This window comes from Pseudoduganella sp. HUAS MS19 (assembly GCF_053615455.1).
In genome coordinates this window covers 6,144,345-6,169,064 of the sequence record NZ_CM132133.1, presented here as the reverse complement: position 1 = coordinate 6,169,064, position 24,720 = coordinate 6,144,345, and the positions used below count along the sequence as shown (strand labels likewise).

The window sequence follows — 24,720 nt, the reverse complement described above, 5'->3', positions numbered from 1 at the left end:
GCTTAACAGAAGGCGGCTGCCGCGTGCTCGGCGGCGGCATTGGCGCTGCATGCCCGCGCGTACTGCGCCAGCACGCGGCCGATCTTGTGTTCGAGCAGGGCTTGCGGCGCGGCGGCCAGCTCGCCCTGCAGCACGGCGAGGAACTGCTCCGGCAGGTATTGGCTCAGCAAGGGCAGCGGGATGCGCCGGCCGGCCAGGTTGGCGAACAGCTGGCTGACGGCGGCCGCCACTGCCGGCTCGCCCCAGTAGTAGCGGCAGCGGTCGGACAGGCCATAGCGGCGCATCAGGCGCTGCTGCGCGGCGCTGCCCGGGTAATGCTGTTGCCAGTGGCGCGGCTTGGCCAGCATGACTTCATCCAGCACCTCCATCAGGCGCGACGCCTTTTCCTTGCCGAGCAGGGCTTCTTCGATCAGGCACAGTGCCAGGAAACCTTCGCGCAGGGCGAAGGTGGCGGCGGGTCCCACCTTGAGGATGGCGTAATGGTCGCGCACCATGGCGTGCAGCCCCGATTCGCGCTGGTAGTCGGTGGAGTGGGCTTCGAACACCAGGCCAGGCTGGCGGGCGACAAAGGCGGACAATTGCGCCGCTGCTTCCGCGTTGTAGTGCTGAACATTGGACTGGTCGAAATCGACGCCCGGCTGCACCACCATGGCCACGACGCGCTGCCATGCAGCGTCCAGCCCCGCTTCGGCGAAGGCGCGGCGGTGCACCGCCAGCGTGCGTTCGGCCGCCTGCGGCGCGGTGACGGCAAGCGCCTGCTCCAGCGAAGCTTCGCCGCCCGGCACCGGCACCTCGGTGCCGATCACGTATACCGGCGGCGGCAGGCCGGCGCGGGCCGCAGCCTGTTCGGCGACGGCGGCCAGGCGCACTGCGCGTGCCGCCACCGTTTCGTCGCTCAGTAGCGCCGCGTCGTCGGCGCAGCGCATGCTGCAATCGAGGTGGATCTTGTGGAAGCCGGCCGACACATAAGCGTCGATCAGCACGTCGGCGTGCGCCATCGCGCTGGCGGCGTCCAGCGCTTGCCAGGCGTTGGGACCCAGGTGGTCGCCGCCGAGCACCAGGCGTTCGGCCGGGAAGCCCTGTTCCTGCGCCAGGCGGTGCACGTAGTCGCGGAATTCGGCCGGCTTCATGCCGGTGTAACCGCCAAACTGGTCCACCTGGTTGGAGGTGGCTTCCACCAGCAGGGGCGTGCCGTACCGGGCGGCCACCTGCATGGCGGCGCGCAGCACGGTCGGATGGCTGCAGCAAACGCTGTACAGGCCGACCGCCTGGCCGGCGCGATGCGCCTCGACGGTTTGCAGGACTAGGGAAGGTGGGGCAGGCTGGTTCATGGTCTTCTTACCTGGTTTGTTGGCGCGCCAGCAGGGCGGCGCCGCGGGCCCCGCCGGCGTCGCCGAAGCGCGGCGGCAGCACCGGGGGCGGTTGCACGCCGCGGAACAGGTGGCGGCGCATGGCCGCCGGCAATTGCTGGTACAGGTGCGACAGCTTGGACAGGCCGCCGCCCAGCACGATGGCATGCGGGTCGTAGGCCAGCACCAGGCCGGCCAGCGCGTGGCCCAGCAGGTCGAGGTGGGTCGCCAGCGCCTGCGCCGCCAGTGCATCGCCGTTATTGGCGCGCGCCACGATGGCCAGCGGCTGCGCGCCGTCACCGCCGATGTGGGCGTGCAGCTTCGACAGGCCGGGCCCGGAAACATAGCGCTCCAGGCAGCCTTTCTTGCCGCAAGGGCAATCCAGCACGGGCAGTTCGTAGAGGGTCAGCAGCGGCGCGGGCACGGTCCAGTGGCCCCATTCGCCGGCAATGGCGTTGAAGCCGCGCTGCAGGCGTCCTTCGACGCAGTAGCCGCCGCCTGCGCCGGTGCCGAGGATGGCGCCAAACATGCTGGGCAGGCCGGCTGCCGCACCGCCCTGTGCTTCCGACAGGGCGAAACACTGGCAGTCGTTGCCGATGATGACGGGCCGCGCCAGCGCCTCCTGCAGCGCGGCTGCCACCAGGCGGCCGTTCAGTGCCGGCACATTGGAGCTGAGCTGGCGGCCGGTGGCGCTGTCGATCACACCGGGCAAGCCGACGCCGACCGCGGCGGGCGTGGCTTGCGGGCCAATTGCCGCATCGCCGCGCGCGACCAGGGCGGCGAGGGCTGTGACGAACGCATTGAAATCGGTGCCGGGTGTGGCGACGCGTTCGCGGAACACTTCCTGCAACTGGCCGCCGGCATCGAGCCACGACACCAGTTCGATCTTGGTGCCGCCGATGTCGATGCCGTGATAGCCGGTTTGCTCAGAACTGGTCATGGCGGTAGATGGTGACGCCCTGTACGACGCGGTTGACGGTGCCGTCGGCGAAGGGATTATCGGGTGCCAGGCCCAGCGCGGCCGACTGGTGCAGGGCGTATTGCTGTGCCATCAGCAGCCACAGCGGCGCCAGCCAGGCATCGGGCAACTGCGCCGGCAGGGCGGGTGCGGCGACCGAAATGTCGCCATCCGTGCCGACGGTAACCAGCGCGCCGGCCACGCCATCGCGGCGCAGCTCCTGCAGCAGGTCCTCTTCATAGCGGCGCGCCAGTGCCTTGCTGCTGCGGAACAGCACGACCAGCGACTGCTTGTTCAGCGCCGATTTCGGGCCGTGGCGGAAACCGAGCGCGGTGTCCGACATGGCCAGTACGCGGCCGCCGGTCAGTTCCAGGATCTTCAGTGCAGCTTCCCTGGCCAGTGCTTCCAGCGGGCCGCTGCCCAGGTAGACCACGCGTTCCACCGGCTGCGCCGCCAGCGCGGCGACCGTTGCAGCCCAGCCGTGCAAAGCGGCGTCGCCGGCTTGCGCCAGGGCTGCCAGGCGCTCCTGCCATCCGCCTTTGCCCAGTACGCACAAGGCAGCCAGCAGCATGCAGGTGAAGCTGCTGGTCATGGCAAAGCCGCGGTCGCAGCTGGCGGCAGGCATCAGCAGGTTGAACGTGCGTGCGTCCGTATCGCCCGTGCGCGCCAACTGGCCTTGCGCGTTGCAGGTGATGTTCAGGAAGCGCGCCTCGGCTACCACCTCGCGTACCAGCTCCACCGCAGCCAGGCTTTCCGGGCTGCTGCCGCTGCGGGCGAAGGATACCAGCAGGGTCGGCGCCTGCGCTTCGAGGTACAGCTCCGGGTGGGTCAGCAAGCTGGTGGTCGCTACGGCGCGCACCTGTGCCGGCCAGGCGGCGTTCAGTTCATCGGCAATGATCTCGCCCACATAGCAGGAGCTGCCGGCGCCGGTCAGGATGACGCGCTGCTGTGGATTGTGCAGGCAGCCGCCGAGAAAGGCGGCAAGGTCGGCGGCGCGGCCTGGCAGGCTGGCGCCCAGTTCGCGCCACAGGGCCGGCTGCTGCGCAATCTCTTCGGCGGTGTCAAGGCCGCGGATGTCGCGCCAGGCTTGCGGATCACGCTGGAGGAGGGTAGTCATCGAAAAAAGAAAAGTTGTAAGTTCGCTGAAAGCATAAATAAACTATTTCGAAAAGTCAAATACGAAAGAAAAACGAAAGCTACCGCGCCGGGTGCCGCGGTCGAAACGCCGGTCGCGGCCGGCCGTTTCAGCATGTTGCGTTGCGCGTTCGCTACTAAGTGAAAGGCTTTGCGCGAGAAAAGTGCTAAAGCGAAAGAAAAAACAGCGCTAGTTTCGAGTAAATGTGCTGTTTTCTTTCTTTTTGTTGACCTTTTTTGCTTTTATTCCTAAAGTACGTCCATCAAAACGAAAAAACCTTGCATGTTAGGCAGGCTTATGAAGAGACTCACCCGCACTGCAATCGCAGCTGCCGCTATTACCCTGGCCAGCGGCGCCGCCCTGGCCGCACCGCTTGGAAAGCTGCGCAGCCTCACCGCCGCCCCGGCTACCGGTGCAGGGGGGCCGTCCTGGGACCTGCTAACCGAAACCGGCGCCATCGTGCGTGTCAGCCTGTTGCAGGAGGACGTGCTGCGCATCTGGGCTGGACCGCAAGGCAGGCTGGCCGATGCCGGCGACAAGGCGGCCGCGATCGTGGTCGGCAAGCCGGCCGTGCATGTCGAGCATAGCCTAAGCGAACAGCCCGGCCATGTTTCACTGCGCACCGCCAAACTGACGCTGCGCATCGAGCGCAACCCGGTGCGTTTCAGCCTGTTCCGCACTGGAGAAACGCAGCCGCTGTGGCGCGAAGTGCAGCCGCTGGAGCTGGGTGACAAAGCCAGCGTGCAAACTCTGTCCAGCGACCGGGCCGAGCGCTTCTTTGGCGGCGGCCAGCAGAACGGCCGCTTTGAATTCAAGGGCCGCCAGCTCGACATATCCTATTCCGGCGGCTGGGAAGAGGGCGACCGCCCAAGCCCGGCGCCATTTCTTATGAGCTCCCGCGGCTGGGGCGTGCTGCGCAACACCTGGTCCGACGGCAGCTACGATTTGCGCCAGCATGATGTGGTGGCCCTGCAGCACGCCGAGCCCCGCTTTGACGCCTACTACTTCGTCGGCAAGGACGTGCGCGACGTGCTGGCGCGTTATACCGAATGGACCGGCCGCGCGCGCATGCTGCCGCGTTGGGCGCTGGAATACGGCGATGCCGATTGCTACAACGACGGCGACAACGTGAAGAAACCGGGCACCGTGCCGAAAGGCTGGAGCGATGGCCCGACCGGCAGGACGCCGGACGTTGTGGAATCGGTGGCGCGCAAATACCGCGAGAACGATATGCCCGGTGGCTGGATCCTGCCGAACGACGGCTACGGTTGCGGCTATACGGACCTGCCGGAGACCGTGCGGGGCTTGGCGAAATACGGCTTCCGTACCGGCCTGTGGACCGAGAACGGCGTCGACAAGATCAAGTGGGAAGTCGGCGCCGCCGGCAGCCGCGCGCAAAAGCTGGACGTGGCCTGGACCGGCAAGGGCTACCAGTTCTCGCTGGACGCCAACAAGTCCGCCTACGACGGCATCCTGGACAACTCCGACAGCCGCCCTTTCATCTGGACCGTGATGGGCTGGGCCGGCACGCAGCGCTATGCCGTGGCGTGGACTGGCGACCAGAGCGCAAGCTGGGACTACATCCGCTGGCACGTTCCGACGCTGGTGGGTTCCGGCCTGTCCGGCCAGGCGTATGCGACCGGCGACGTGGATGCGATCTTCGGCGGCAGCGCGGAGACATACACCCGCGACTTGCAGTGGAAGGCGTTCACGCCGGTCCTGATGGGAATGTCGGGCTGGTCGGCCAATGCGCGCAAGCATCCGTGGTGGTTCGATGAGCCTTACCGCAGCATCAACCGCCGCTACCTCAAACTCAAGCTGCGCCTGACACCCTATATGTACACGCTGGCGCGCGAGGCGGAACAGACCGGCGCGCCGCTGGTGCGCGGCCTGATGTGGGACTATCCATCCGATCCCGCCGCCTTCACCGAGGCGCACAAGTACCAGTTCCTGCTCGGCCGCGACATGCTGGTGGCGCCAGTGTATCGCAGCCAGGCGGTGTCGCAAGGCTGGCGCAAGGCGATCCACCTGCCACAGGGAACCTGGTTTGACTACTGGGACGGACGCCAGGCGACGGCCGGCGCTGCGGGCCGTGACCTCGACCTGCAGGTCACGCTCGATAAGCTGCCTGTCTTCGTGCGCGCCGGCGCCATCCTGCCGATGTACCCGGAAGTCCTGTACGACGGCGAAAAGCCAAAGGATGTGCTGACGCTGGACATGTATCCGCACGGCGAGTCCTCGTTCACGCTGTATGAAGATGACGGCAATACGCGCCAGTACCAGCAGGGGGCGTTCAGCCGGCAGGTGCTGCGCATGCGCGAGTCGGGCGCAGGCGCGGCTGCAGGCGGCGCGCGCGTCGACGTCGACATCGCGCCGGTCGAAGGCAGCTACGCGGGCCAGGAGGCCCGCCGCGGCTACGTCCTGCGCATGCTGACCCGCCAGCGTCCATCGGCCGTCACCGCGTCCGCTCCCGCAAGCCGCGCATTGCCGGCACACATGGAGCGCTCGGCCTATGACGCAGCGGCCGAAGGCTGGTACTACGATCCGCAAGAGCGCACCGGAACGCTGCACGTGAAGACGGCAAGTCAGGACATCCGCCAGCCGCTGCAAATCACCGTACAGGGCGCGCAAACCCTGGCCGCGCAAGACGACAGCTTCCCGCAAGCACCGGAGTTTGGCCGCGCGCTGGCGCCGGACGCGCTCTTGGTGGTGAACCGTCCCGCCGAAGAACCCGGCCACCCGCTGGAGAACGCCTTCGACGACAAAACCGCCACCTGGTTCCGCACTACCCGCAACCAGTCGATCCGCACCGGCGCCCACGAATGGACCATCGGCTTCACCGAGCGCCGCCTGGTCGACGGCATCGAGATCGCCCCTCGCAGCGACGAGCATTGGAAGCATGGCCAGGTGCGCGATTACGAAATCTACATCGCCGATACCAATGGCGAATGGGGCAAGCCATACTTCACCGGCCGCCTGAAGCTGCAGAAGGAAACGCAAACCATCAGCTTCCCGGCCACTGCCGGCCGCTTGCTGCGCTTCCGCGTGCTCAGCACGCAAAACCCGGAAGGCGAAGGTGCTGCTTCCACCGATCCGATGGTCACGGCCGCAGCGCAGGCGCCCGCCAAAGCGATCAACGCCATGCAGCCGGCGGAAGTAGGGCCGATCGCGCTGTCCGCCTTCCGCATCCTCGAACATCGTACGAAAGAAGGCGCCGAACAGCAAAGCTTCCTGTCGGACCTGTCATTGCCGAAAGGCGTCGTGCGCGATCGCCCGGCCGGCAAGAGCAAGGAAATGCGCATGAACGGCCTGTGGTTCCGCAAAGGCCTGGGCGTCGGCCCCGCCAGCCGCATCGACCTGCAACTCGAGGGCAGCTGGAACCTGCTGCGCGCCGACCTTGGCGTGGACGATAGCTGCCGCAGCGCGGGCGGCCTGCAGTTCCAGGTCTGGAGCGGCGACCGCCTGCTGTACGACAGCGGCCTGGTGAGCGCGCCAGCTGTCGTCAAGCCGGAAATCGATGTACGCGGGTTGAGGCAACTCAGCCTGCGCACGCTGGGTGCGCGCGGCGCCCAAGCCGCCCAGGTTTGCGGCAACTGGGCCAATGCCGTACTGCTAGGCACAGAGGGTGCCACCGTCCGAACGCGCTGACCGCATATTTTCGTCACTAAGAACGAACCCCTCTTCGGACCGGGGAGGGCGTTTTGCAAACTAAAAAAAGGAGATGCAAGTGGAACTGAAGAAATTGATCGCTGCACTGGCAGCTATTGGATTCGCCGGCGGCGCCCTGGCAGCCGATGCGGCGGAAGACAAGAAGGACGACAAAGGCGAAAAGGTCCACCGCGTCGAAGTGACCGGCTCCAGCCTGAAGCGCATCAACGCCGAAACCGCCTCGCCGGTGCAAGTGATCGATGCCAGGCAGATCGAAAACATGGGCGCGCGAACCCTGATGCAAGTGCTGGACAACCTGCCGGCCGCGCGACCCGCGCAGCAAGACTTCCGGTCCATGTTCACCGGCTCCGACGGGGCTTCGCAAGCCAACCTGCGCGGCCTTGGCGCGCAAGGCACGCTGGTGCTGCTGAACGGCCGGCGCCTGTCCTTCTACGGTGCACCGGCCGGCTTCCAGACCATGTTCGTCAACATCGACTCGATTCCGGCGGCGGCGATCGAGCGCATGGAAATCCTGACCGACGGCGCCTCCGCAGTGTACGGATCAGACGCGGTGGCCGGCGTGATCAACGTGATCACCAAGAAGAACTACCAGGGCCTGGAGGCGAAGGTCAGCACTGACCATTCGCAGAAAGTGTCGGCTTATGGCGAGCACCAGGCCAGCCTGGTGTACGGCAAGGGCGACTTTGGCAACGACGGTTACAACGTGATGGCTTCCCTGAACATGTACCAGCGCGACCGCATTGCGCTGGCCGACACTTATGACAAGCGCCCGGACTATTTCTACGTCAACAATCCTAACTTCATCTCCAACTTCCGCATCGGCGTTGGCAGCGAGCCTGGCCAGACGAATCCTGGCACCTTCTTCGTGTTCGATCCGGCCAAGAACAACGCTCGCACCCAGCGCGCGGTGACCGGCTGCACCACCACGATCACCGAGGCATCCGGCACTCGCTGCGTGTGGAACAACCTGCCGTACTCGTTGGACACGGGACCGACCTCCGACCGCGCGACCGGCTTCCTGTCCGGCCGAAAAAAGATCGGCGACGACCTGGAAGCATTCGCGGAAGCCGCCTTCACCCACGTCAAGCTGCGCGGCGAAAACGGCCCGCGCGCCTTCAACAGCGGCACCACCAACAACTGGTTCTCGCGCAACACCGGTACCAGGCTAAATACGTTCGTGCAGCCTTATCTCGGCCCAAACAATGTGTACCTGAAGGGCAAGCTTGATTCCGACATGGCAGCCAAGATGGGCGGCGCGGCGGGCCTGAACTACATCCTGCAGGACGCGGTCGGCCACTTCGGCCAGAAAAACCTGGACGACAACTACCGTGTGCTGACGGGCCTGAAAGGCCACCTCACCGGTAGCTGGGACTTCGAGACCGCGCTGGGCGTGGCGGGCAGCCACTCCACGCTATACCAGACCATCAACATCAACACCAAAGGCTTCGAGAAGGCCTTCGGGCCCACCACCAAGGACCCGGTCACCGGCCGTGTCTACATTGCCGACAACCCTGCCTACAAGTTCGGCGAAATCAGCGAAGCCAATGCGGCCCTGATCCGCGAAGCCTACCCGACCTTCGACATCCAGTCCTGGACCAAGCTGATTACCTTCGACGCCAAGGTGGAAGGCACGCTGTTCAAGCTGGGCGAGCGTGAAGTGCGGGCAGCCTTCGGCACCAACCTGATGCGCGAAAGCTTCGATACTCCCGGCAACGCCGATGCCGCGAATGGCCTGATCACGCAACAGGGCGGCTCCTGGTTCGACGGCAAGCGCACGGTCAGCGCGCTGTTCGGCGAAGTGGTGGTACCGGTGACCGACACCCTGGAAGTCAACGCCGCGGCGCGCCTGGACAAATATCCGCACTTCTCCGCCAACCTGGCGCCTAAAGTCGGCGTGCAATGGCGCGCCCGTCCCGAGGTCATGCTGCGCGGTACTTACTCGGAAGGCTTCCGCGCACCTAACCTGGCCGAATCGGGCAGCGGCGGCGTCTTCGCACAGGTGGGCGGCATCCGCGATACCGTACGCTGCGACGAAACCAATGCCATTGCCAAGCTGCTGCAGATGTCCGTCACTGCGACCGACCGCGACCTGGGCAAGACCTTGTTGAACTCCAACTGCTCGACCACCGTGGGCGGCCTGACGCCACCCAATCCGAACCTGACGCCGGAAAAAGCCAAGATCTCGACCTTGGGCCTGGTGCTGCAGCCGGCCAAGGACGTCAGCATCTCGCTCGACTACTGGTTTGTCTATCGCCGCAACGAAATCGTGCGCCAGGACTTCAACCAGCTGTTCACCGACCTGGTGGACAGATACGGCGCAAGTCTGGCCGGGACCGACAAGGCAATCCGCAATGACCTGAGCGATGCCGACCACGCGAATATGGCGGCTGTGGCCACCATGTGCGCCAATCCCGCCAATGCCGCCGTCTGCACCGGCCCGCTGCCGAAGTACTCGGTGGGCAACCTGGGTGGGCTGATCAACTCCTATTCGAACCGCGGTCGCACCCTGCTGGACGGTTTCGACATCGATGCGCGCGCCCGCTTCTCGCTGGGCGAATACGGCAAGCTGGGTACCGGTGCGGCCTTCACGATCCGCAAGCGCGAAACCTACAACTATGAGGATGGCGGCGGCTTCTCCGGCAACTACGTCGGCTACTACGATTCGCCGCGCCTGCGTGCCACCTTCAACGCCGACTGGACCTACCAGAACCTGGTCACCAGCCTGTTCGTGAACTACACCGGCAAGGCCAAGTGGGCATACGGCGAGTACGACACCGACAACTATCCGGAAAACTGCACCGCCGGCGGCGTGGCGCTGCCGGACAAGCTGTGCGGCGGCCAGCCTTCGCACTACACCGTCAACCTGGGCTTCAACTGGAAGCCGGTCAAAAACCTGGACCTGGGCCTGAACATCAAGAACGTGACCAACAAGAAGCCGTACTACGACCCGAACGGTTGGGAAGGCTACAACCACCAGCAGAACCTGTTCGGCCGCATTTTCTCGCTCTCGGCCAGCTACAAATTCTGGTAACCTGCGACCCAACCAAAGAGGCAAAGACTAGATGGACAAGCAATTCAATCGACGACACTTCCTCACCGCCGGCGCGGCACTGGCCGGCAGCCTGCTGCTGCCGTCAGCCTTTGCGGCCGGCAGCCGCGAAAAGCTCAGGCTCGGCATGATCGGCACCGGCATGCGCGGCCAGGTGCTGCTGCGCGAGCTGGTACGCCGCGACGATGTGGAAGTGGCAGCGCTGTGCGATATCGAACCTGTCATGCTGGGCAAGGCCCTGGCGCAGTTTGAGAAGGCGGGCAAGCCGAAACCACGCACCTTCGGCGAGGGCGGGGACACGCACGCATACCGCCGCATGCTGGATGCCAAGCAGCTGGACGGCGTGATTATCGCCACGCCATGGGAATGGCATGCGCAGATGGCGATCGACGCCATGCAAGCCAGGGTTGCCGTTGGCTGCGAAGTAGTGGCAGGCATCACCCTGAAGGATCATTGGGACGTGCTGGACACCCAGCTCCGGACCGGCACGCCCTACATGTTGCTGGAGAACGTGTGTTACCGGCGCGACGTGATGGCGGTGCTGCAGATGGTGCGCGCCGGGCTGTTCGGCGAACTGGTGCACCTGCAGGGCGGCTACCAGCACGACTTGCGCGCAGTGAAGTTCAACAACGGCGACCCGGACAAGCCATACGGCGGCGGCATCGAGTTCGGCGCCAAGGGCTGGTCGGAGGCGAAGTGGCGCACCGAACACTCGGTGCAGCGCAATGGCGAGCTGTATCCAAGCCATGGCATCGGCCCGTGCGCGATGTACGCCAACATCAACCGCGGCAACCGCTTCACCCGCATCAACACCTTTGCCACCAAGGCGCGCGGCTTGCACGACTACATCGTCAAGCAGGGCGGCGCCGAGCATCAGAGCGGCAAGGTGAAATTCAGCCTGGGCGATGTGGTATCCACCACGCTGTCCTGCGAGAACGGCGAGACCATCATCCTGCAGCACGATACCTCGCTGCCGCGCCCGTATTCGCTGGGCTTCCGCGTGCAGGGTACCAACGGCCTGTGGATGGACGTGAACCGCTCCATCCACATCGAAGGCAGGAGCAAGCCGCACCAGTGGGAGGACTTCCAGGCTTACCAGGACAAGTTCGATCACCCGCTGTGGCGCAAGTATGCCAGCCAGGCGGCGGGTGCCGGCCACGGCGGCATGGATTACTTCGTGATCCACGCTTTCGTGGAAGCGCTGAAAGCGCGCGCGCCGATGCCGATCGATATCTACGACGCGGTGACGTGGAGCGCCATCACGCCGCTGTCCGAGCAATCGATCGCGCAGAACTTCCAGACGCTGGACTTCCCCGACTTCACCCGGGGCCAGTGGAGCAAGCGCAAGCCGATCTTCGCTTTCGACGAGCGCTACTGATGAAGCGCACAGGAATATAGCGCTGGCGTCCCTTTGCATCGGCTTGGCCGCAGCCATGGGCCGCGGGCATGCCGGCAATGCCAGGGTGACTGGGGCCGGCTGCCCGACAACGGCGCCGCAGGACCGCGTCGGCCAAGCACGTTCCTCACCTTAACCATTGCTTCACGTCGATGAGGTAGTATTGCCATTCTCTTAACCAAATGGAAAGAATAAGAGGATGACGAAGCGAGTGATTTCCGCCGTGGTATTCAGCCTGCTGGCGGCAAGCGCCTGGGCGCAGGAAGAAGTCCCGGCACCTGAAGGCGAGAAGGTCGTAATCACGGGCCAGCGCCCCGGCCCGGGCTTGTGGAAGGTCAGCAAAGGGGAGCACGTGATGTACGTTTTTGGCGACTACTCGCCGCTGCCGATCAAGATGGACTGGCGTTCCAACGAAGTGGAATCCATCATCGCCAGATCGCAGGAGTACCTGCCGAAACCATCGTTCGGCATCTCGGTCGGCTGGTGGGGCGGTATCAAGATGCTGCCTTTTACGATCGGCATGAAGAACAATCCGGACGGCGGCAAACTGATCGACGTCCTGCCTGCCGAAACCTACGACCGCTGGCAAGCGCTCAAGACCAAATATATCGGCAAGAACGACAGCATTGAGCGTGAACGCCCAATGTTTGCCGCCGACACGCTGTATCGGCAGGGGCTGGAAAAGAATGGCCTGACCCTGCATACCGGGGTGCACGCGAAGCTCGATCAGCTGGCAAAACAGTACAAGGTGAAGATCACTTCCAGCAACTTCCACACCGAGCTCGAAAGTCCGGGCGAGGCGCTGCGCGCATTCAAGAACTCACCGGGAACGGACGTGCTTTGCTTCGCCAGGACAGTGGATCGGCTCGAATCGGACCTCGACGCAATGCGCGTACGCGCCAATGCATGGGCCGTCGGCGACATGGGGAAGATCACGTCCCTGGACTTTGCCGACCGCGAGGCCGCCTGCACGGACGCAATTCTGAACAACGATGCGTTCAAGTCGAACGAAAAGCTGAAACAGGCCAAGGAAACCATGCGCAAGAACTGGCTGGCCAACGCGGAGCGTGCCCTGGAGGCCAATCATTCGACCTTCGCCGTGCTGTCGCTGGCCCACCTGCTTGATCCGAAAGGCCCCCTGGCCGACTTGCAGTCGCGCGGCTATAAGGTGGAGGCGCCCGAGTAAGCGCCGCCGCGCGTCGTCAGGCGCGCCCGGTCTTGCTGCCGTTTTGCGGCGGCAGCTTGAACACTTCCAGCGCCTTGGCGACGGCCTGCGCCTGCAGGTCCAGCACGCCGGTGGCGGCGGCAGCTTCATCGACCATCTGGCTGTTCTGTCGCGTCACTTCGTCCAGTTGCACGATGGCGTCCTTCACCTGGTTGACGCCATCGCTCTGCTCGCGCGTTGCGCCGCGGATATCGCCCATGATGGCGGCTACGCGGCCGATCGCAGCAATCACCGCATCCATGTCATCGCCGGCTGCGGTAGCCACGCTCGCGCCGCCTTCGATCTTGTCGGCCGAAGCGTCGATCAGTGACTTGATGTCCTTGGCGGCAGCAGCGCTGCGCTGCGCCAGGCTGCGCACTTCGCTCGCAACGACCGCGAAACCGCGGCCGCTCTCACCGGCACGCGCCGCTTCCACTGCGGCATTGAGAGCCAGGATATTGGTCTGGAAAGCGATGCCGTCGATCAGGCCGATGATGTCGGCGATCTTATGCGAAGACTGGCGGATCTCGTCCATCGCCGTCACCACCTGCGCAACGGCCACGCCGGTGCGTTCGGCCAGCGCGGTTGCTTCCTTGGCCACGCCGTTGGCCGTATTCACGTTGTCGGCAGTCTGGCTTACGGTGCCGGTGATCTGGCCCATATGGGCCGAGGTCTGTTCCAGGTTGGCAGCCTGCGCTTCGGTGCGCGCTGCCAGGTCGGCGTTGGCGGTGCGCACTTGCGTGGTCGTGCTGCGGGTGAGCGCGAAATTGCCGCGGATGTCGCCGAGGATCGATGCCAGGTTCAGGTTTAACTGGCGCACAAAGGCCTGCAATTGACCCAGTTCATCGTGACGGTCAACCGCCATGCGCGTGGTCAGGTCGCCGCCGGCGAGGATGCGGGTGGCGTTGATGCAGGCCTGGACCGGGGCCACAATCGCGCGATGCAGGTTGTACCAGCCGTACAGCGCCAGTGCCGCCAGCAACAGCGCCTGCAGGTGAAGCGCGAAATCGGAATAGGGCAATACGGCATGCAGCGCCATCGACAGCGCCAGCAGTATCATGCTGCCGAAGCACAGCGCCATGCGCTGCGACAGCGAAATATCGCGCAGCGCATTGGTGATCTTCTTGCGGCCGCGCGGTGCGGCGGCGCCGCGCGCGATGCGCACGCCGTCCGGATTGGCCCCCTTTACGGTGCGGTACAAGATTTCTGCATCCTTCACCTGCTCGCGCTTGGGCTTGGTGCAAACCGACATGAAGCCCGTAGTGCGGTTCTTCTCGATCACCGGCGTAACGTTCGCGATGCACCAGAAGCAGCCGCCGTCCTTGCGGCGGTATTTGACCAGGCCGCGCCATGGTTCGCCCGACATCGTGGTGCGCAGCATGTCTTCTTCGACTTGTGCCGGCATGTCCGGGTGGTAGAGTGTCTTTTGCTGGCGGCCGACCAGGTCCTCGCCGGCGAAGCCGCCGGCCGCGATGAAGGTCGAATTGGTGTAGGTCAGGCGGCCCTGCAGGTCGGTGGTGATGACGATGGGTTTGCCGTCTTCAAGCAGGGTTTCGTGTTCGGCTGCGGTGAGTGTGCTGCGCATTTTGACACTTTGTTTCGGTTGGGAAAGATCGCTGAGAATACTAGCAGATCGACGACTGGCCGCGCCGGAAGGCGTGGCCATTTCGTGGTTTTTCCGCCAAAACAGTTGTCGATGAATTAACTTGGCACTTGCATCGCAAAGCCGACGCCAAAGCGGTTCCAGGCGTTGATGGCGCCGATGACGAAGGTCAGTTCGGACAGTTCCTGTTCACTGAATTGGGCGGCGACCGTGCCGTACACTGCATCCGGCGCACCGTTTTTCGGCAGCTCTGTCAGTGTTTCGGTCCATAGCAGCGCGGCGCGTTCGCGTTGGTCGAAGAAAGGCGTTTCGCGCCAGGCCGGCAGCGCCAGCAGGCGGCGCACATCCTCGCCGCGCTTCAGCGCATCCTTGCTGTGCATGTCGATGCAATAGGCGCAACCATTGATTTGCGAAGCGCGGATCTTCACCAGCTCGCGCAGGCTGGCCGGCAGCAGCGATCCGGCAATCGCCCGCTCCAGGCCCATCATGGCCTGCATGGCATTTGGGGCGGCTGCGTAGTAGTTAATGCGTTTCATGATATCTCCTGAGAAGCGATGACTCCACTTTAGTCTGGACGAGAATGCGGATAAACTTCAGCTTATCGTTTTGAATGTACGGGAAATCGAACAATCATGGCTTTTGACCGCCTGGAGGCGATGCGCGCTTTCTGCCGCATCGTGGAAGTGGGGAGTTTCGTCGGCGCGGCGGAAGCGCTGGGCGTGCCGAAGACCACCGTCTCCGGCCAGATCCAGGCACTGGAGGCGCACCTCGGCATGAAGCTGCTGCACCGGACCACGCGCCGCGTGTCGCCCACTACCGACGGCGCGGCCTACTACGAAGGCGCCCGCGCGCTGCTGGACGATCTCGATGAACTGGAGTCCGCGCGCCACGATGCGCGCGGCCGCGTGCGGGTTGAAATGCCTTCGCCGGTCGGCACGGGCCTCATCATTCCCGCCTTGCCGGACTTCGTGGCGCGCTACCCGCAGGTGCAGCTCGATATCGGTTGCGGCGAGCGCGTGGTGGACCTGGTGCAGGAGGGGATCGATTGCGCCTTGCGCGGCGGCCCGGTGGCGGACCAGGACCTGGTCGCACGGCCGGTGGGGAATATGCAGTTCTGCCTGTGCGCCGCGCCTGCCTACCTCGCATCGGCGCCGCGGCTGTCGGCGGTGGAAGACCTGCCCGCACACCGCTATCTTGGCTTTGTCTTCGCGGCCACGGGCCGGGCCCACGTCCAGACGCTGCTGCGCGGCGAACAGCGCTACAGTATCGACCAGATGCCGGCAATGCGCTTTAACAGTGCTGCGGCATATGTCGCGGCGGGCCTTGCGGGCCTTGGCATCCTCAATATCCCGCGCGCGGAAGCCGCGCCGCACCTGCGCAGCGGCGCGCTGGTGGAAGTGCTGGCCGACTGGCGCCTTGGCAGCATGCCCATCAGCCTGGTCTACCCGTATGCGCGCCGGCTGTCGTCGCGCGTGCGCGCCTTTACCGACTGGGCCACCGCCCTGATGGCCAGCGACCCATTGTGGCGTTAAGGCTTGACGACCCTGGCGCCCGCCAGTCTGGCCACGCCGGCCAGCGTGGTCTGCGCCGCGTTCAGGCCAAGCAGGAAGTCCTTGTCCGAATAGCTCGAATACAGGTCGGTTGGCTGATGCCAGTGCGGGTTCCAACCTGAGCCAATCTGCTGCCCGCGTTCGTTCTCGCGCAGTGAGATCGATGGCACCAAGTCCATGAACGGGGTGGAGTCGGTGTTGGTCATATGGAAGCCGACTGCAGCCGGGTAGTTGGTCGCGTACTTGTCGTTCGCCGCGCGGAACTCCCACGCCAGCCTGGCCGAAGCATCCGCCTGCTTCGAATCGGACTGGAACTCGATGTTGACGTCCGCTTCCGGACGCTGTTCTTTCGGCAGCACGTAGACCGGTTGGCCTTTGGCATCGAGCACCGGCTTGCCCGAGTCATCGAGTTTCGGGACCGGCATGCCATGGTCGAACAGCATCATGTCGTGCTGGATCATGCCCAGCCAGCGCGGCTCGGGATACTTGCCCGAGCCTTTGGGCGACTCGATGCCCTGCAGGTTCTTGCGCTGTTCGACGTAGGCAGCGGCGCCGTGCAAACCGGTCTCCTCGTTGTTCCACAAGGCGAAGCGGATCGAGCGATCGGTTTCCACGCCCGGCGCGCTGAAGATGCGGGCCAGCTCCATCACCAGCGCGGTGCCGGAACCGTCGTCGTTGGCCGCCTCGCCAAAACCGATGCCGTCCATGTGGGCGCTGACGATATACATCTCATCGGGGCGGGTCTTGCCGATCTTGGTGCAGTACACGTTCTCGCGCAGCGAGGTGCCCTTCGGCGTTAGTTCCGCGTTCAGTGCGCGCAGGCGTTCGTCCGGCTGCTTCATCGGATCGGTATTGACGCCGGTTGGCGCGCGGTTGCCGAACAACGTGCTGCCGCCCTGGCCTGGAGGGCCGCCAGCGCCGCCGCCTGCCGCCACCGCAGGCTTGCCGCGCACGGCCGGTTCGGTAAATTGGTACTGCAGCCGCTCCACATTGGAGCAGCCGTAGGCCTTCAACTGCGCCTCGATCCAGTCCAGTGCCTGGCGATTGCGTGCCGTGCCCTGGCGGCGGTCGCCGAACCTGGTCAGGCTCTTGATGGTGGCTTTGTATTTTTCCAGTTCGAGCTGGCTCACCAGCGTGGAGATCGGATCGGCAGCAGGTGCCGACTGTGCATGGGCGTTCACTGCGAAGGCCAGTGCGATGCTGAGGGCTACGGTTGGTTTCATTGAATGTCCATCCGGTTGATTGGGTCCGGGCATTTTGCACCTTGCGCGCCAGTCACAGCTTGAATTTTCAATGGGATATATAACGTTACATTCGGACACAGAGACGGTTGTGATACTGTTGCTAGTCGCCGATTTATTTGAGGAGGTATGCCATGGGTATTCTCGATTCGCTGGCGGGCGAAGTGCTGAGCCAGTTCTCAGGCGCTAGTCATCCGGCAGGAATGCTGGAAGAGGTAACGTCGATGCTCAACGACCCCAACACCGGCGGCTTGCAGGGATTGGTGAAGACGTTCGAGCAGGGTGGTATGGGCGGCATGATCGCCTCATGGATTGGCACGGGCGCCAACCAGTCCATCAGTGCGCAGCAGATCCAGGCGGTGCTGGGCAACGAGCAAATGCAGGCCATCGCCAGCCGCCTCGGGCTCAACACGCAAGACGTCGCCGGCCACCTGGCACAAATGCTGCCGCAAGTGGTCGACAAGCTGACACCGGACGGCACAATTCCTGGCGCCGGCGGCGGCCTGGGCGCAGCGCTGGCAGGATTGTTCGGACGCACCTGACAAGATGCTCTGGGAGGTTGCCAATGTTGCTAAAACCCGAATAGAATGCGGTGCACGCGGGTGTAGTTCAATGGTAGAACGGCAGCTTCCCAAGCTTCATACGAGGGTTCGATTCCCTTCACCCGCTCCATGCCGCTTCAATTCCCACCTCCTAATGCCAGCCATGAAGTCAATCGGCCGTTCCTGATGAGGTCTCGAAAAAGGGTGCTGAACATGGCATGATGTTGCAATGATTTCAAGCCAACTTCTATTTCTCTTCAGCGCACTCGGCGCGGTCAACGGGATTTTCCTGGCGTGTCACTTTTTTACTCGCCGCACCCATCGGATGGCGAACCGCATGCTGGGCGTCTTGCTGCTGGCGGTCGGCGTCCGCACCGTCAAATCGTCTTTCTACTACTTCAACCCTGATCTCGCTGCCGGCTTCGTGCAGATCGGCATCTCGGCATGCCTGTTTATCGGACCGCTGACCTACCTGTATGTGGCTTGCTATCTCGCGGACGTGGCCCAGAGCACGGTCGGCAAACAGTGGCGTTGGCACCTTTTGCCTCCCGCTTTACTTGCCGGGCTAGGCGTGTTCCTGCCGTTTTCCGATTACCCGTATGTCTGGCGTTGTGCGGTTACTGGCATACATGTTTATTGGCTTGGATACCTGGTCCTGGCAGGCCGGCTCCTAATGCGGGCGCAAGCATTTAACCGGCAGACCATCCTTCTGCAAAGTGTTTACTTCAGCAGCTGGATTATCCTGATTGCTTACGCCAGCACAAGATTTACATCCTATATCGTCGGCGCACTTTCTTTTACCTTTACCATTCACGTCACGATCCTGACGTATTTCCTGCGTTCCGATGCCAAGCCGGAGCCAACAAAAAACGATAAGTACCAGAATCGGAAGCTGGCAGAGGCTGATGCCCGCGCCATTCTAGGCTCGCTGGATGAGTTAATGCGCAGCGAGAAATTGTATTTGAATCCTAATTTAACACTTGCCCTGCTGGCCCGCAAAGCCGGCAATTTGCAAACTACGATCTCGCAGGTCATTAACGATAATCTCGGTAAGACTTTCAATCTTTATATTAATGAGTTCCGTATCGAGCATGCGAAGGAACTGCTGGTCCGTGAGTCACACCTGAATATGGAGCTGGTTGCCGAGCGCAGCGGCTTCAACTCCAATTCCACGTTCTTCTCAGCTTTCAAGAAGATAGTCGGTCAGACCCCCGCAAGTTACCGCGCGGAGTTCGTTTCGTAGCACTACGAAATCATGTATCCGGAGTCCGAAATCATGCTTCGGGATTTCGGGCGACCGCCTTGCCGCTAAGTTGTCAGCTCCATCCACAACTTAGGATCAAATCATGAATCGATGCGTTTTTCCGGGCGCCCTCCTTGGTGCTTTCCTTTCCCTCTGCTTGCCAGCGCTGGCTGAAACAGATACTGAGCAAATCAGCCAAACGCTAAAGGACTACTTTGACGGCACTGCGAACGGCGAACCGGACAAACTGAGAAAAGCCTTTCACCCGGACTTCAAGCTGCATGGTGTTAATGATGCGAATGAGCTCATGGTCCGCTCGGGGGAGCAGTACGTGGCAGGCGTGACGCCGGGTAAGAAAGTCAACCGTATTGGTCGGATCCTGGCGATTGACGTGGAAAAGAATGCGGCAACTGCAAAGGCTGAGATTCTTGTTCCGAATTACAGGATATATACCGATTACTTCTTGTTGCTGAAATACCAGGGCTCCTGGAAGATAATCCAGAAAAGCTTTACGTGGAAAGAAGTTCCAAAAGACAGCAAGAAAATCCTGTTCGTCACATCCAACCAGCATACCTACGGCAATACTAATCTCAATACCGCCAACCATTTCGAAGAGATCGCGGTTGCCTATGACATCTTCAAACGGAACGGCTATACCGTCGACTTTGTCAGTCCCGATGGCGGTGCTATTCCACTGGGTTATATCAAGACCTCCGACAGCGTACAGAAAGAACATTTGTACGATCCCGCGTTCATGACCCTGCTGAAAAACACCAGCAGGCCGGAACAGGTCAACCCGGACGATTACAAGGCGGTCTATTTCAGCGGCGGTGGCTCGGCCATGTTTGGCGTTGCAGAGAACAAGGGCATCCAGCACATCGCAGCAAGGGTCCATGAGAATGGCGGCGTGATTTCGGCTGTCTGCCACGGAACCGCGGGGATAGCGCATCTGAAAGACCGGGATGGCAAGTCCATCTTCCTGAACAAAAAAGTGACTGGATTCCCCGATATGTTCGAAGACACCAAGGCTGACTACTACAAGACCTTCCCGTTCTCGATCGACAAGGAGATCAGCAAGAACGGCGGGACCTTCGTCTATTCAACGAATTTTGGGGGCGATTTCCACATCGCTGACGGCAAGATCATTACGGGGCAGGATCCTTCCGCCACCGCATCGGTCGCACAGAAAGTCATCAACACCATTCAGGCAAATTAAGGAGACGCGATGAAAGCCATTTACTTAGCGGCCAGGCCCCTGCTGCTTGCATGCCTGCTGTCCTTGCCCTCCGCGGGCCACGCAGGAAATGATATCGATCAGGCATCGGCACAAGCAATCGAGAAGATCTTTGAAGAAGTTGACTCCCCCGACAAGCCCGCGCTGGCGATCGTCGCGCTCAGGAACGGAAAGCCGATCTACGAGAAGGCCTTTGGAAGCGCTGACCTGGAGCACAAGATCCCGGCAACCGTAGACACCAAATTCCAGGTCGACAAACTGGCGTGGGAGTTTGTCGCGATCGCCACGCTGATGCTGGAGGAGCAGGGAAAAATTGGGCTCGACGAGGATGTCCGGAACTACCTGCCCGACATGCCGGATTTCGGCGCGAAGCTCACGGTCAGGCATTTGCTGAGTTCAACTGACGGCTTGCACGGCTACAAGGTGTTGCGATCGTTGGCGGGATGGGAGTCCAGGGAACCCGAGCAGCACAAATCGGTCCTGAGGTTTATCGGCAAGCAGAAAGTGTTGAACTTCAAGCCGGGACAGGCGTACTCCCCAGGCGGTGATACGCGCTTTGTCGTACTGGCCGCGATTGTAGAGGCGGTTTCGGGGCAGGCATTCGACGTCTACTGCCGGGATCGCATCTTCGCTCCGCTGGGAATGTCGAATACCTTGTTCGTCTATGACGCCGGTATTCCTTTGCTGAACACGGCCGTACCGTATCGCATTGGCGCAAACGGAACCTACAAGAAGGACTATGGCAGCGGCTACGTCGCCGGTCCGACCAACCTTTACACTTCCGCCAGGGACATGGGCATCTGGCGCGCGCACCTTTCGTCCAGGGCTCCCGGCGTCCAGTCGCTGCTCGAAAAGCTGGAATCGCCCATACGGCTCGACGGCGGCGCGGTTGTGAAGGATATTTCCAGTATTTCGAACTACGGCCAGCAGCATGTAGGGCAGGAGCGCGGTATTCGCAAGGTCTACCAAGTGGGGACTTCAGGCGGGTATGCGAGTTCCATCTTCCGATTCCCCGGCCAGGACTTCACGGTAATCACATTGAGCTCCGGCCTGTCTTACAGCGGAAGTTACGGCATGCGCCTGGCAACCGTTCTATTGAAGGACCATTTCCCGCAACCTTCAACGATCGATTACGCCAAGATCAAGTCCGTCAAGATAACGGCCAGGCAAATGCAGAAGTACGAGGGAGATTACTGGAATCCCGTGCGCGCCATTGCCGCAAAAGTCTACGTCAGGGACGGCGCACTGCATTTCAGCAGGACCGAAGGGGCAGAAGGGCGCGAGATGCTTCCATTGGGGGACGCAGTTTTTCAGGTGAAGGTCGATGGCGACGATACATTCATCATCAAATTCGTCGAAACGCGATCAGGCTTGGACCTGCAATTCACGATGGACGGCAGCGACCCGATTGTTTACGAATCCTACAAGCCGGCTCAATATACAAAAGACGAACTGGCGCAATTCGCCGGAACCTTCTACAGTGATGAACTGAATTCTTCCTTTGTTCTTGATGCAGGGCCTGGCGGGCTTACCGCAAACAATATCCGGGTAGGCACGGTACAGTTAAAACCGACGAATCCCGACTTGTTTGCTGGGGACAAGCGCTTCATGGCCGGAATTCGATTCATTCGGGGCAAAAACAGGGCGATCACCGGATTCCAGGTCGTCGTCGATGAAGTTCGGAACCTTGTATTCCGGAAGCTGTAGGGCAGTTACTGACTGCCAGCGCTGCTCTTGCCAAGATTGCCTGAACCCCGCGTAGCATGCGGGGCAACTCCAACTCCTCTTTGTCCATGGCCAATTTGAGCTTTCAGGTGATACCGTGCGCTGCCACACGCATCCAGGCGGTGGATGCGTGTGGCAGCCAATCTTTTTCCCGGCATACCCATGAACAGTTCGGCATTGGCCTGCTCACGCATGGTGGATCGAAGTCGATCAGCGGCTGCGGAATGGTGGAGGCGACCGCTGGCGATGTGATCACCGTGAATCCGAATGAGGTCCACGACGGTGCGCCGCTCGGCGATGGGGGCCGTAGCTGGAAGATGCTGTACCTGGAACCGGGCTTTGTGGGGGAATTGCTGCGCGAAGCGGATACCGGCATCGGCGGCGCTTCGCTTGAATTCAGGGCGCCGGTATTGCAGGAGGCCGGCCTGGCGGCTGGCTTCGTGCGGGCATATGCAGCTGCCACCTCGGCACTGCCGGGGGCCTGGCTGGCGGCCGAGCACCATTTGCTCGATCTGATGGGGCGGACCTTGCTCCGGCGCCGCGCGGCGGTCGCGCTTGCTGCCGCGCCCACTGCTGTTGCCCAGTCGATGATGGAAGACGACCCCCTGGCCGACTGGTCGCTGGCCGAATTGGCCGGTGCTTGCGGCTTGAGCCGCTTTCAGTTGGTGCGGTCGTTTTCCCGCAATACGGGCTTTACGCCGCATGCATTCCTCCTGCATCGCCGCATCCTGCTGGCGCGCCGTTTGATTGCCGGCGGCATGGCGCTGGCCGATGCCGCCGCTGCCAGCGGATTTGCGGACCAAAGTCATATGACCCGGGTATTCACGCGCAAATATGGCGTCACTCCGGGCGCGTTCGCAATTTCGTTCAAGACCTGAATTCGCCGGATGGTATAGCCTGCAGCTTTCTCTCATGGAGGCTGCAAATGGTGGGATATCTGTATTGCGCGCTGGCGATGGTCACGGTCGGCAGCACGGTCATTGCCAGCAAGGTGATCGCAGCGGGACTGCCGCCGTTCACGGCGACGGCACTGCGCTTTCTGGTGACGCTGCCGGTGTTCCTCGCCTTATGCTGGATGCTACGCGCGCGCTGGCCACGGATCGGGCGGCGTGATGCCGCGTTGCTGGTGCTGCAGGCCGGCGCGGGGAGCGTTGGCTATACGGTGTTGCTGATTTCGGGGATGTCGTTCACCAGCGCGGCTACAGCCGGCGTGCTGGTCGGCACGCTGCCGATTGTCACCGCAGCCTTCGCGGTACTGGGCCTTGGCGAGCGGCCGACACTGCGGCTGCTAGGCGCAATCGCGTTGGCAGCGCTAGGGGTGCTGGTTGCGAGCGGCGTGAGTTGGCCGTTAGCCGGGACGGAAAAAGGCGCGGAGGCGACGCATGCCTGGGCCGAGGCAGGGCAACTGTTCGGCATGGCGCTGGTCCTGGCCGCAGTGGCGTGCGAGTCCTTCTTCATCCTGCTGAACAAGCGCTTGCGCGCGCCGATTGAAGCGCTGCCGCTGTCGACGCTGATGTGCGCCCTGGGCCTGCTGCTTGCGGGAGGCGCGTCGTTGGCCATCGAGCGGCCATGGCAGATCAGCATCAGCGCCAGCGCCTTGCAGGCCGTGCTGTATTACGCGCTGGTGCCGACGGTGCTTGGCTTCGTGCTGTGGTATGCCGGGGCGGCGCGCATCAGCGGGGCCGAGGCCGCGTTGTTCACCGCTTTGTCGCCGATTTCCGCGACACTGCTCGCCAGCACCGTTCTGCATGAAGCCATCGCAGCGCCTCAGTTGGCGGGCATGGCCTGCGTGCTGGCAGCGGTGGCGAGTCTTGCCTGGAAGCGTCCTCCTTATGGTAGGGTTGAGACTTTGTAACCAAGGAGGTGCGCCGTGAGCATCACAAAACAAGTATCGACCCTGCTGGCCGGCCTGGCGCTCGCCGCCAGCGCTTTTGCAAATCCATTGGACGCGTTGACCGAGAAGGAAGCCGGCGGCGGCTTGAAAGCTGCGCTGGAAGCCGGTTCGGTGGCGGCGGTGGGCAAGCTGGGCGTGGAAGGCGGTTTCCTGAACAACGACGCGGTGCGCATCAAGCTGCCGCGCGTGCTGGAAAAAGCCCGCCCGATCCTGGAAATGACCGGTCACGGCGAACAGCTGGAGGAGCTGGAAACCGCCATGAACCGCGCTGCGGAACAGGCCGTGCCGCTGGCCAAGCCGCTGCTGGTCAATGCGGTCAAGTCGATGACGCTGAGCGACGCGAAGGCGATCCTGACCGGCGGCGAGACCTCGGTCACCGATTTCTTCAAGGAGAAGACTGCGGCACCGCTGGCAATGAAGTTCAAGCCGATCGTCAAGGGCGTAACGGACAAGTCCAGGCTGTCCGCCCAGTTCAATGGCGCCATGGCGCAGGCCACCAAGTTCGGCCTGGCGGCCGAAGACCAGGCAAGCGTGGAAAGCTACGTCACCCAGCGCGCGCTGGATGGCCTGTTCCTGATGATCGGGGAAGAAGAGAAGAAGATCCGCGAGAACCCGATTTCCTACGGCAGCAAGGCGATTTCCAAAGTCTTCGGCCTGCTCAAATAAGGGTCCGGCCGCGCGGATTGCGCGCTTGCGCGGCTGAGTTCAGGACTTCCAGCTGTCCTGATTTGAATACCTGCTGGTGCTCGCCGTCGCTGTCGTGCCAGCGGCACAGCACGTCCTCGTCATCATTCCGGCCAGTGCGGCCGGGCGTGGTGCGAATCACCAGCATCTTATGGTGCCAGCCGATCGGTCGCACCGCATCACCTGCCTTTGCCCGTTCGCGTTCCATGGTTCCCTCCTGCAAGCAGCAGCAACCATGATACGC

Annotated in this window: 19 protein-coding genes and 1 tRNA gene; 13 read left to right on the top strand and 7 right to left on the bottom strand. The window is 62.7% G+C overall.

What is annotated here, in order from left to right:
* Positions 1-2: 2 nt before the first annotated feature.
* The 3 genes from ACWBU6_RS28300 to ACWBU6_RS28290 are packed head-to-tail and all read right to left on the bottom strand — an operon-like array spanning position 3 to position 3,424.
* Entirely contained in the window at positions 3-1,331 is a 1,329-nt protein-coding gene (locus ACWBU6_RS28300; protein WP_452646651.1) for a D-tagatose-bisphosphate aldolase, class II, non-catalytic subunit, read from the bottom strand.
* Between the two features lie 7 nt (positions 1,332-1,338).
* The gene (locus tag ACWBU6_RS28295) at positions 1,339-2,289 is read right to left on the bottom strand and encodes an ROK family protein (RefSeq protein WP_452646650.1); all 951 of its coding nucleotides are present in this window, start codon (positions 2,287-2,289) and stop codon (positions 1,339-1,341) included.
* Complete coding sequence (locus ACWBU6_RS28290; protein ID WP_452646649.1) at positions 2,276-3,424, bottom strand: SIS domain-containing protein; 1,149 nt, start codon at positions 3,422-3,424, stop codon at positions 2,276-2,278. Before ACWBU6_RS28290 ends, ACWBU6_RS28295 begins: the two co-directional genes overlap by 14 nt.
* Positions 3,425-3,739: 315 nt before the next feature.
* Between ACWBU6_RS28290 and ACWBU6_RS28285 the strand changes: the two genes are divergently transcribed.
* From ACWBU6_RS28285 to ACWBU6_RS28270, 4 genes are all read left to right on the top strand, one after another.
* Positions 3,740-7,090 (top strand): TIM-barrel domain-containing protein, encoded by a 3,351-nt coding sequence (locus tag ACWBU6_RS28285; protein WP_452646648.1) that lies wholly within the window; start codon positions 3,740-3,742, stop codon positions 7,088-7,090.
* A gap of 73 nt (positions 7,091-7,163) precedes the next feature.
* Complete coding sequence (locus ACWBU6_RS28280) at positions 7,164-10,142, top strand: TonB-dependent receptor domain-containing protein (protein ID WP_452646647.1); 2,979 nt, start codon at positions 7,164-7,166, stop codon at positions 10,140-10,142.
* A 31-nt stretch (positions 10,143-10,173) separates the two neighbouring features.
* Entirely contained in the window at positions 10,174-11,538 is a 1,365-nt protein-coding gene (locus tag ACWBU6_RS28275) for a Gfo/Idh/MocA family protein (RefSeq protein WP_452646646.1), read from the top strand.
* A gap of 217 nt (positions 11,539-11,755) precedes the next feature.
* A complete protein-coding gene (locus ACWBU6_RS28270) occupies positions 11,756-12,742 on the top strand; it encodes a TraB/GumN family protein (RefSeq protein WP_452646645.1) in 987 nt (328 codons plus the stop codon).
* A gap of 16 nt (positions 12,743-12,758) precedes the next feature.
* Here ACWBU6_RS28270 and ACWBU6_RS28265 read toward each other — a convergent pair whose 3' ends face one another.
* Positions 12,759-14,345 carry a methyl-accepting chemotaxis protein gene (locus ACWBU6_RS28265; RefSeq protein WP_452646644.1) on the bottom strand — a complete coding sequence of 529 codons (1,587 nt, stop codon included), beginning with the start codon at positions 14,343-14,345 and terminating at the stop codon, positions 12,759-12,761.
* A 116-nt stretch (positions 14,346-14,461) separates the two neighbouring features.
* Complete coding sequence (locus tag ACWBU6_RS28260; protein WP_452649629.1) at positions 14,462-14,902, bottom strand: carboxymuconolactone decarboxylase family protein; 441 nt, start codon at positions 14,900-14,902, stop codon at positions 14,462-14,464.
* 93 nt (positions 14,903-14,995) lie between these two features.
* Here ACWBU6_RS28260 and ACWBU6_RS28255 point away from each other — a divergent pair, with 93 nt between their 5' ends.
* A complete protein-coding gene (locus ACWBU6_RS28255; RefSeq protein ID WP_452646643.1) occupies positions 14,996-15,895 on the top strand; it encodes a LysR substrate-binding domain-containing protein in 900 nt (299 codons plus the stop codon).
* Here the strand turns inward: ACWBU6_RS28255 and ACWBU6_RS28250 are convergent.
* Positions 15,892-17,136: a M28 family peptidase gene (locus ACWBU6_RS28250; RefSeq protein ID WP_452646642.1), complete on the bottom strand. Its 1,245-nt coding sequence runs from the start codon at positions 17,134-17,136 to the stop codon at positions 15,892-15,894. The genes ACWBU6_RS28255 and ACWBU6_RS28250 overlap by 4 nt on opposite strands.
* Before the next feature lie 152 nt (positions 17,137-17,288).
* Between ACWBU6_RS28250 and ACWBU6_RS28245 the strand changes: the two genes are divergently transcribed.
* The 8 genes from ACWBU6_RS28245 (at position 17,289) to ACWBU6_RS28210 (ending at position 24,458) form a co-directional block, all read left to right on the top strand.
* Positions 17,289-17,696: a YidB family protein gene (locus ACWBU6_RS28245; RefSeq protein WP_452646641.1), complete on the top strand. Its 408-nt coding sequence runs from the start codon at positions 17,289-17,291 to the stop codon at positions 17,694-17,696.
* A 56-nt stretch (positions 17,697-17,752) separates the two neighbouring features.
* Positions 17,753-17,826 (top strand) — tRNA-Gly (locus ACWBU6_RS28240).
* A gap of 99 nt (positions 17,827-17,925) precedes the next feature.
* Complete coding sequence (locus ACWBU6_RS28235; protein WP_452646640.1) at positions 17,926-18,939, top strand: helix-turn-helix domain-containing protein; 1,014 nt, start codon at positions 17,926-17,928, stop codon at positions 18,937-18,939.
* A 103-nt stretch (positions 18,940-19,042) separates the two neighbouring features.
* On the top strand, positions 19,043-20,155 hold the full coding sequence (locus tag ACWBU6_RS28230) for a nuclear transport factor 2 family protein (protein WP_452646639.1): 1,113 nt from the start codon (positions 19,043-19,045) through the stop codon (positions 20,153-20,155).
* Between the two features lie 9 nt (positions 20,156-20,164).
* Complete coding sequence (locus tag ACWBU6_RS28225; protein WP_452646638.1) at positions 20,165-21,880, top strand: serine hydrolase domain-containing protein; 1,716 nt, start codon at positions 20,165-20,167, stop codon at positions 21,878-21,880.
* A 56-nt stretch (positions 21,881-21,936) separates the two neighbouring features.
* A complete protein-coding gene (locus ACWBU6_RS28220; RefSeq protein WP_452646637.1) occupies positions 21,937-22,776 on the top strand; it encodes an AraC family transcriptional regulator in 840 nt (279 codons plus the stop codon).
* A 47-nt stretch (positions 22,777-22,823) separates the two neighbouring features.
* The gene (locus tag ACWBU6_RS28215) at positions 22,824-23,753 is read left to right on the top strand and encodes a DMT family transporter (protein ID WP_452646636.1); all 930 of its coding nucleotides are present in this window, start codon (positions 22,824-22,826) and stop codon (positions 23,751-23,753) included.
* Positions 23,754-23,768: 15 nt separating this feature from the next.
* Positions 23,769-24,458 (top strand): DUF4197 domain-containing protein, encoded by a 690-nt coding sequence (locus ACWBU6_RS28210; protein WP_452646635.1) that lies wholly within the window; start codon positions 23,769-23,771, stop codon positions 24,456-24,458.
* On the opposite strand, the gene ACWBU6_RS28205 is transcribed toward ACWBU6_RS28210, so the two are convergent.
* Positions 24,451-24,684 (bottom strand): hypothetical protein, encoded by a 234-nt coding sequence (locus tag ACWBU6_RS28205; protein WP_452646634.1) that lies wholly within the window; start codon positions 24,682-24,684, stop codon positions 24,451-24,453. The genes ACWBU6_RS28210 and ACWBU6_RS28205 overlap by 8 nt on opposite strands.
* Positions 24,685-24,720 lie beyond the last annotated feature (36 nt).

Excerpts from the sequence above, each read along its gene's own strand:
- ACWBU6_RS28300 (WP_452646651.1), bottom strand. The coding sequence starts at position 1,331 with ATGAACCAGCCTGCCCCACCTTCCCTAGTCCTGCAAACCGTCGAGGCG.
- ACWBU6_RS28295 (WP_452646650.1), bottom strand. The coding sequence starts at position 2,289 with ATGACCAGTTCTGAGCAAACCGGCTATCACGGCATCGACATCGGCGGC.
- ACWBU6_RS28290 (WP_452646649.1), bottom strand. The coding sequence starts at position 3,424 with ATGACTACCCTCCTCCAGCGTGATCCGCAAGCCTGGCGCGACATCCGC.
- ACWBU6_RS28285 (WP_452646648.1), top strand. The coding sequence starts at position 3,740 with ATGAAGAGACTCACCCGCACTGCAATCGCAGCTGCCGCTATTACCCTG.
- ACWBU6_RS28280 (WP_452646647.1), top strand. The coding sequence starts at position 7,164 with ATGCAAGTGGAACTGAAGAAATTGATCGCTGCACTGGCAGCTATTGGA.
- ACWBU6_RS28275 (WP_452646646.1), top strand. The coding sequence starts at position 10,174 with ATGGACAAGCAATTCAATCGACGACACTTCCTCACCGCCGGCGCGGCA.
- ACWBU6_RS28270 (WP_452646645.1), top strand. The coding sequence starts at position 11,756 with ATGACGAAGCGAGTGATTTCCGCCGTGGTATTCAGCCTGCTGGCGGCA.
- ACWBU6_RS28265 (WP_452646644.1), bottom strand. The coding sequence starts at position 14,345 with ATGCGCAGCACACTCACCGCAGCCGAACACGAAACCCTGCTTGAAGAC.
- ACWBU6_RS28255 (WP_452646643.1), top strand. The coding sequence starts at position 14,996 with ATGGCTTTTGACCGCCTGGAGGCGATGCGCGCTTTCTGCCGCATCGTG.
- ACWBU6_RS28250 (WP_452646642.1), bottom strand. The coding sequence starts at position 17,136 with ATGAAACCAACCGTAGCCCTCAGCATCGCACTGGCCTTCGCAGTGAAC.
- ACWBU6_RS28245 (WP_452646641.1), top strand. The coding sequence starts at position 17,289 with ATGGGTATTCTCGATTCGCTGGCGGGCGAAGTGCTGAGCCAGTTCTCA.
- ACWBU6_RS28235 (WP_452646640.1), top strand. The coding sequence starts at position 17,926 with ATGATTTCAAGCCAACTTCTATTTCTCTTCAGCGCACTCGGCGCGGTC.
- ACWBU6_RS28230 (WP_452646639.1), top strand. The coding sequence starts at position 19,043 with ATGAATCGATGCGTTTTTCCGGGCGCCCTCCTTGGTGCTTTCCTTTCC.
- ACWBU6_RS28225 (WP_452646638.1), top strand. The coding sequence starts at position 20,165 with ATGAAAGCCATTTACTTAGCGGCCAGGCCCCTGCTGCTTGCATGCCTG.
- ACWBU6_RS28220 (WP_452646637.1), top strand. The coding sequence starts at position 21,937 with ATGCGGGGCAACTCCAACTCCTCTTTGTCCATGGCCAATTTGAGCTTT.
- ACWBU6_RS28215 (WP_452646636.1), top strand. The coding sequence starts at position 22,824 with ATGGTGGGATATCTGTATTGCGCGCTGGCGATGGTCACGGTCGGCAGC.
- ACWBU6_RS28205 (WP_452646634.1), bottom strand. The coding sequence starts at position 24,684 with ATGGAACGCGAACGGGCAAAGGCAGGTGATGCGGTGCGACCGATCGGC.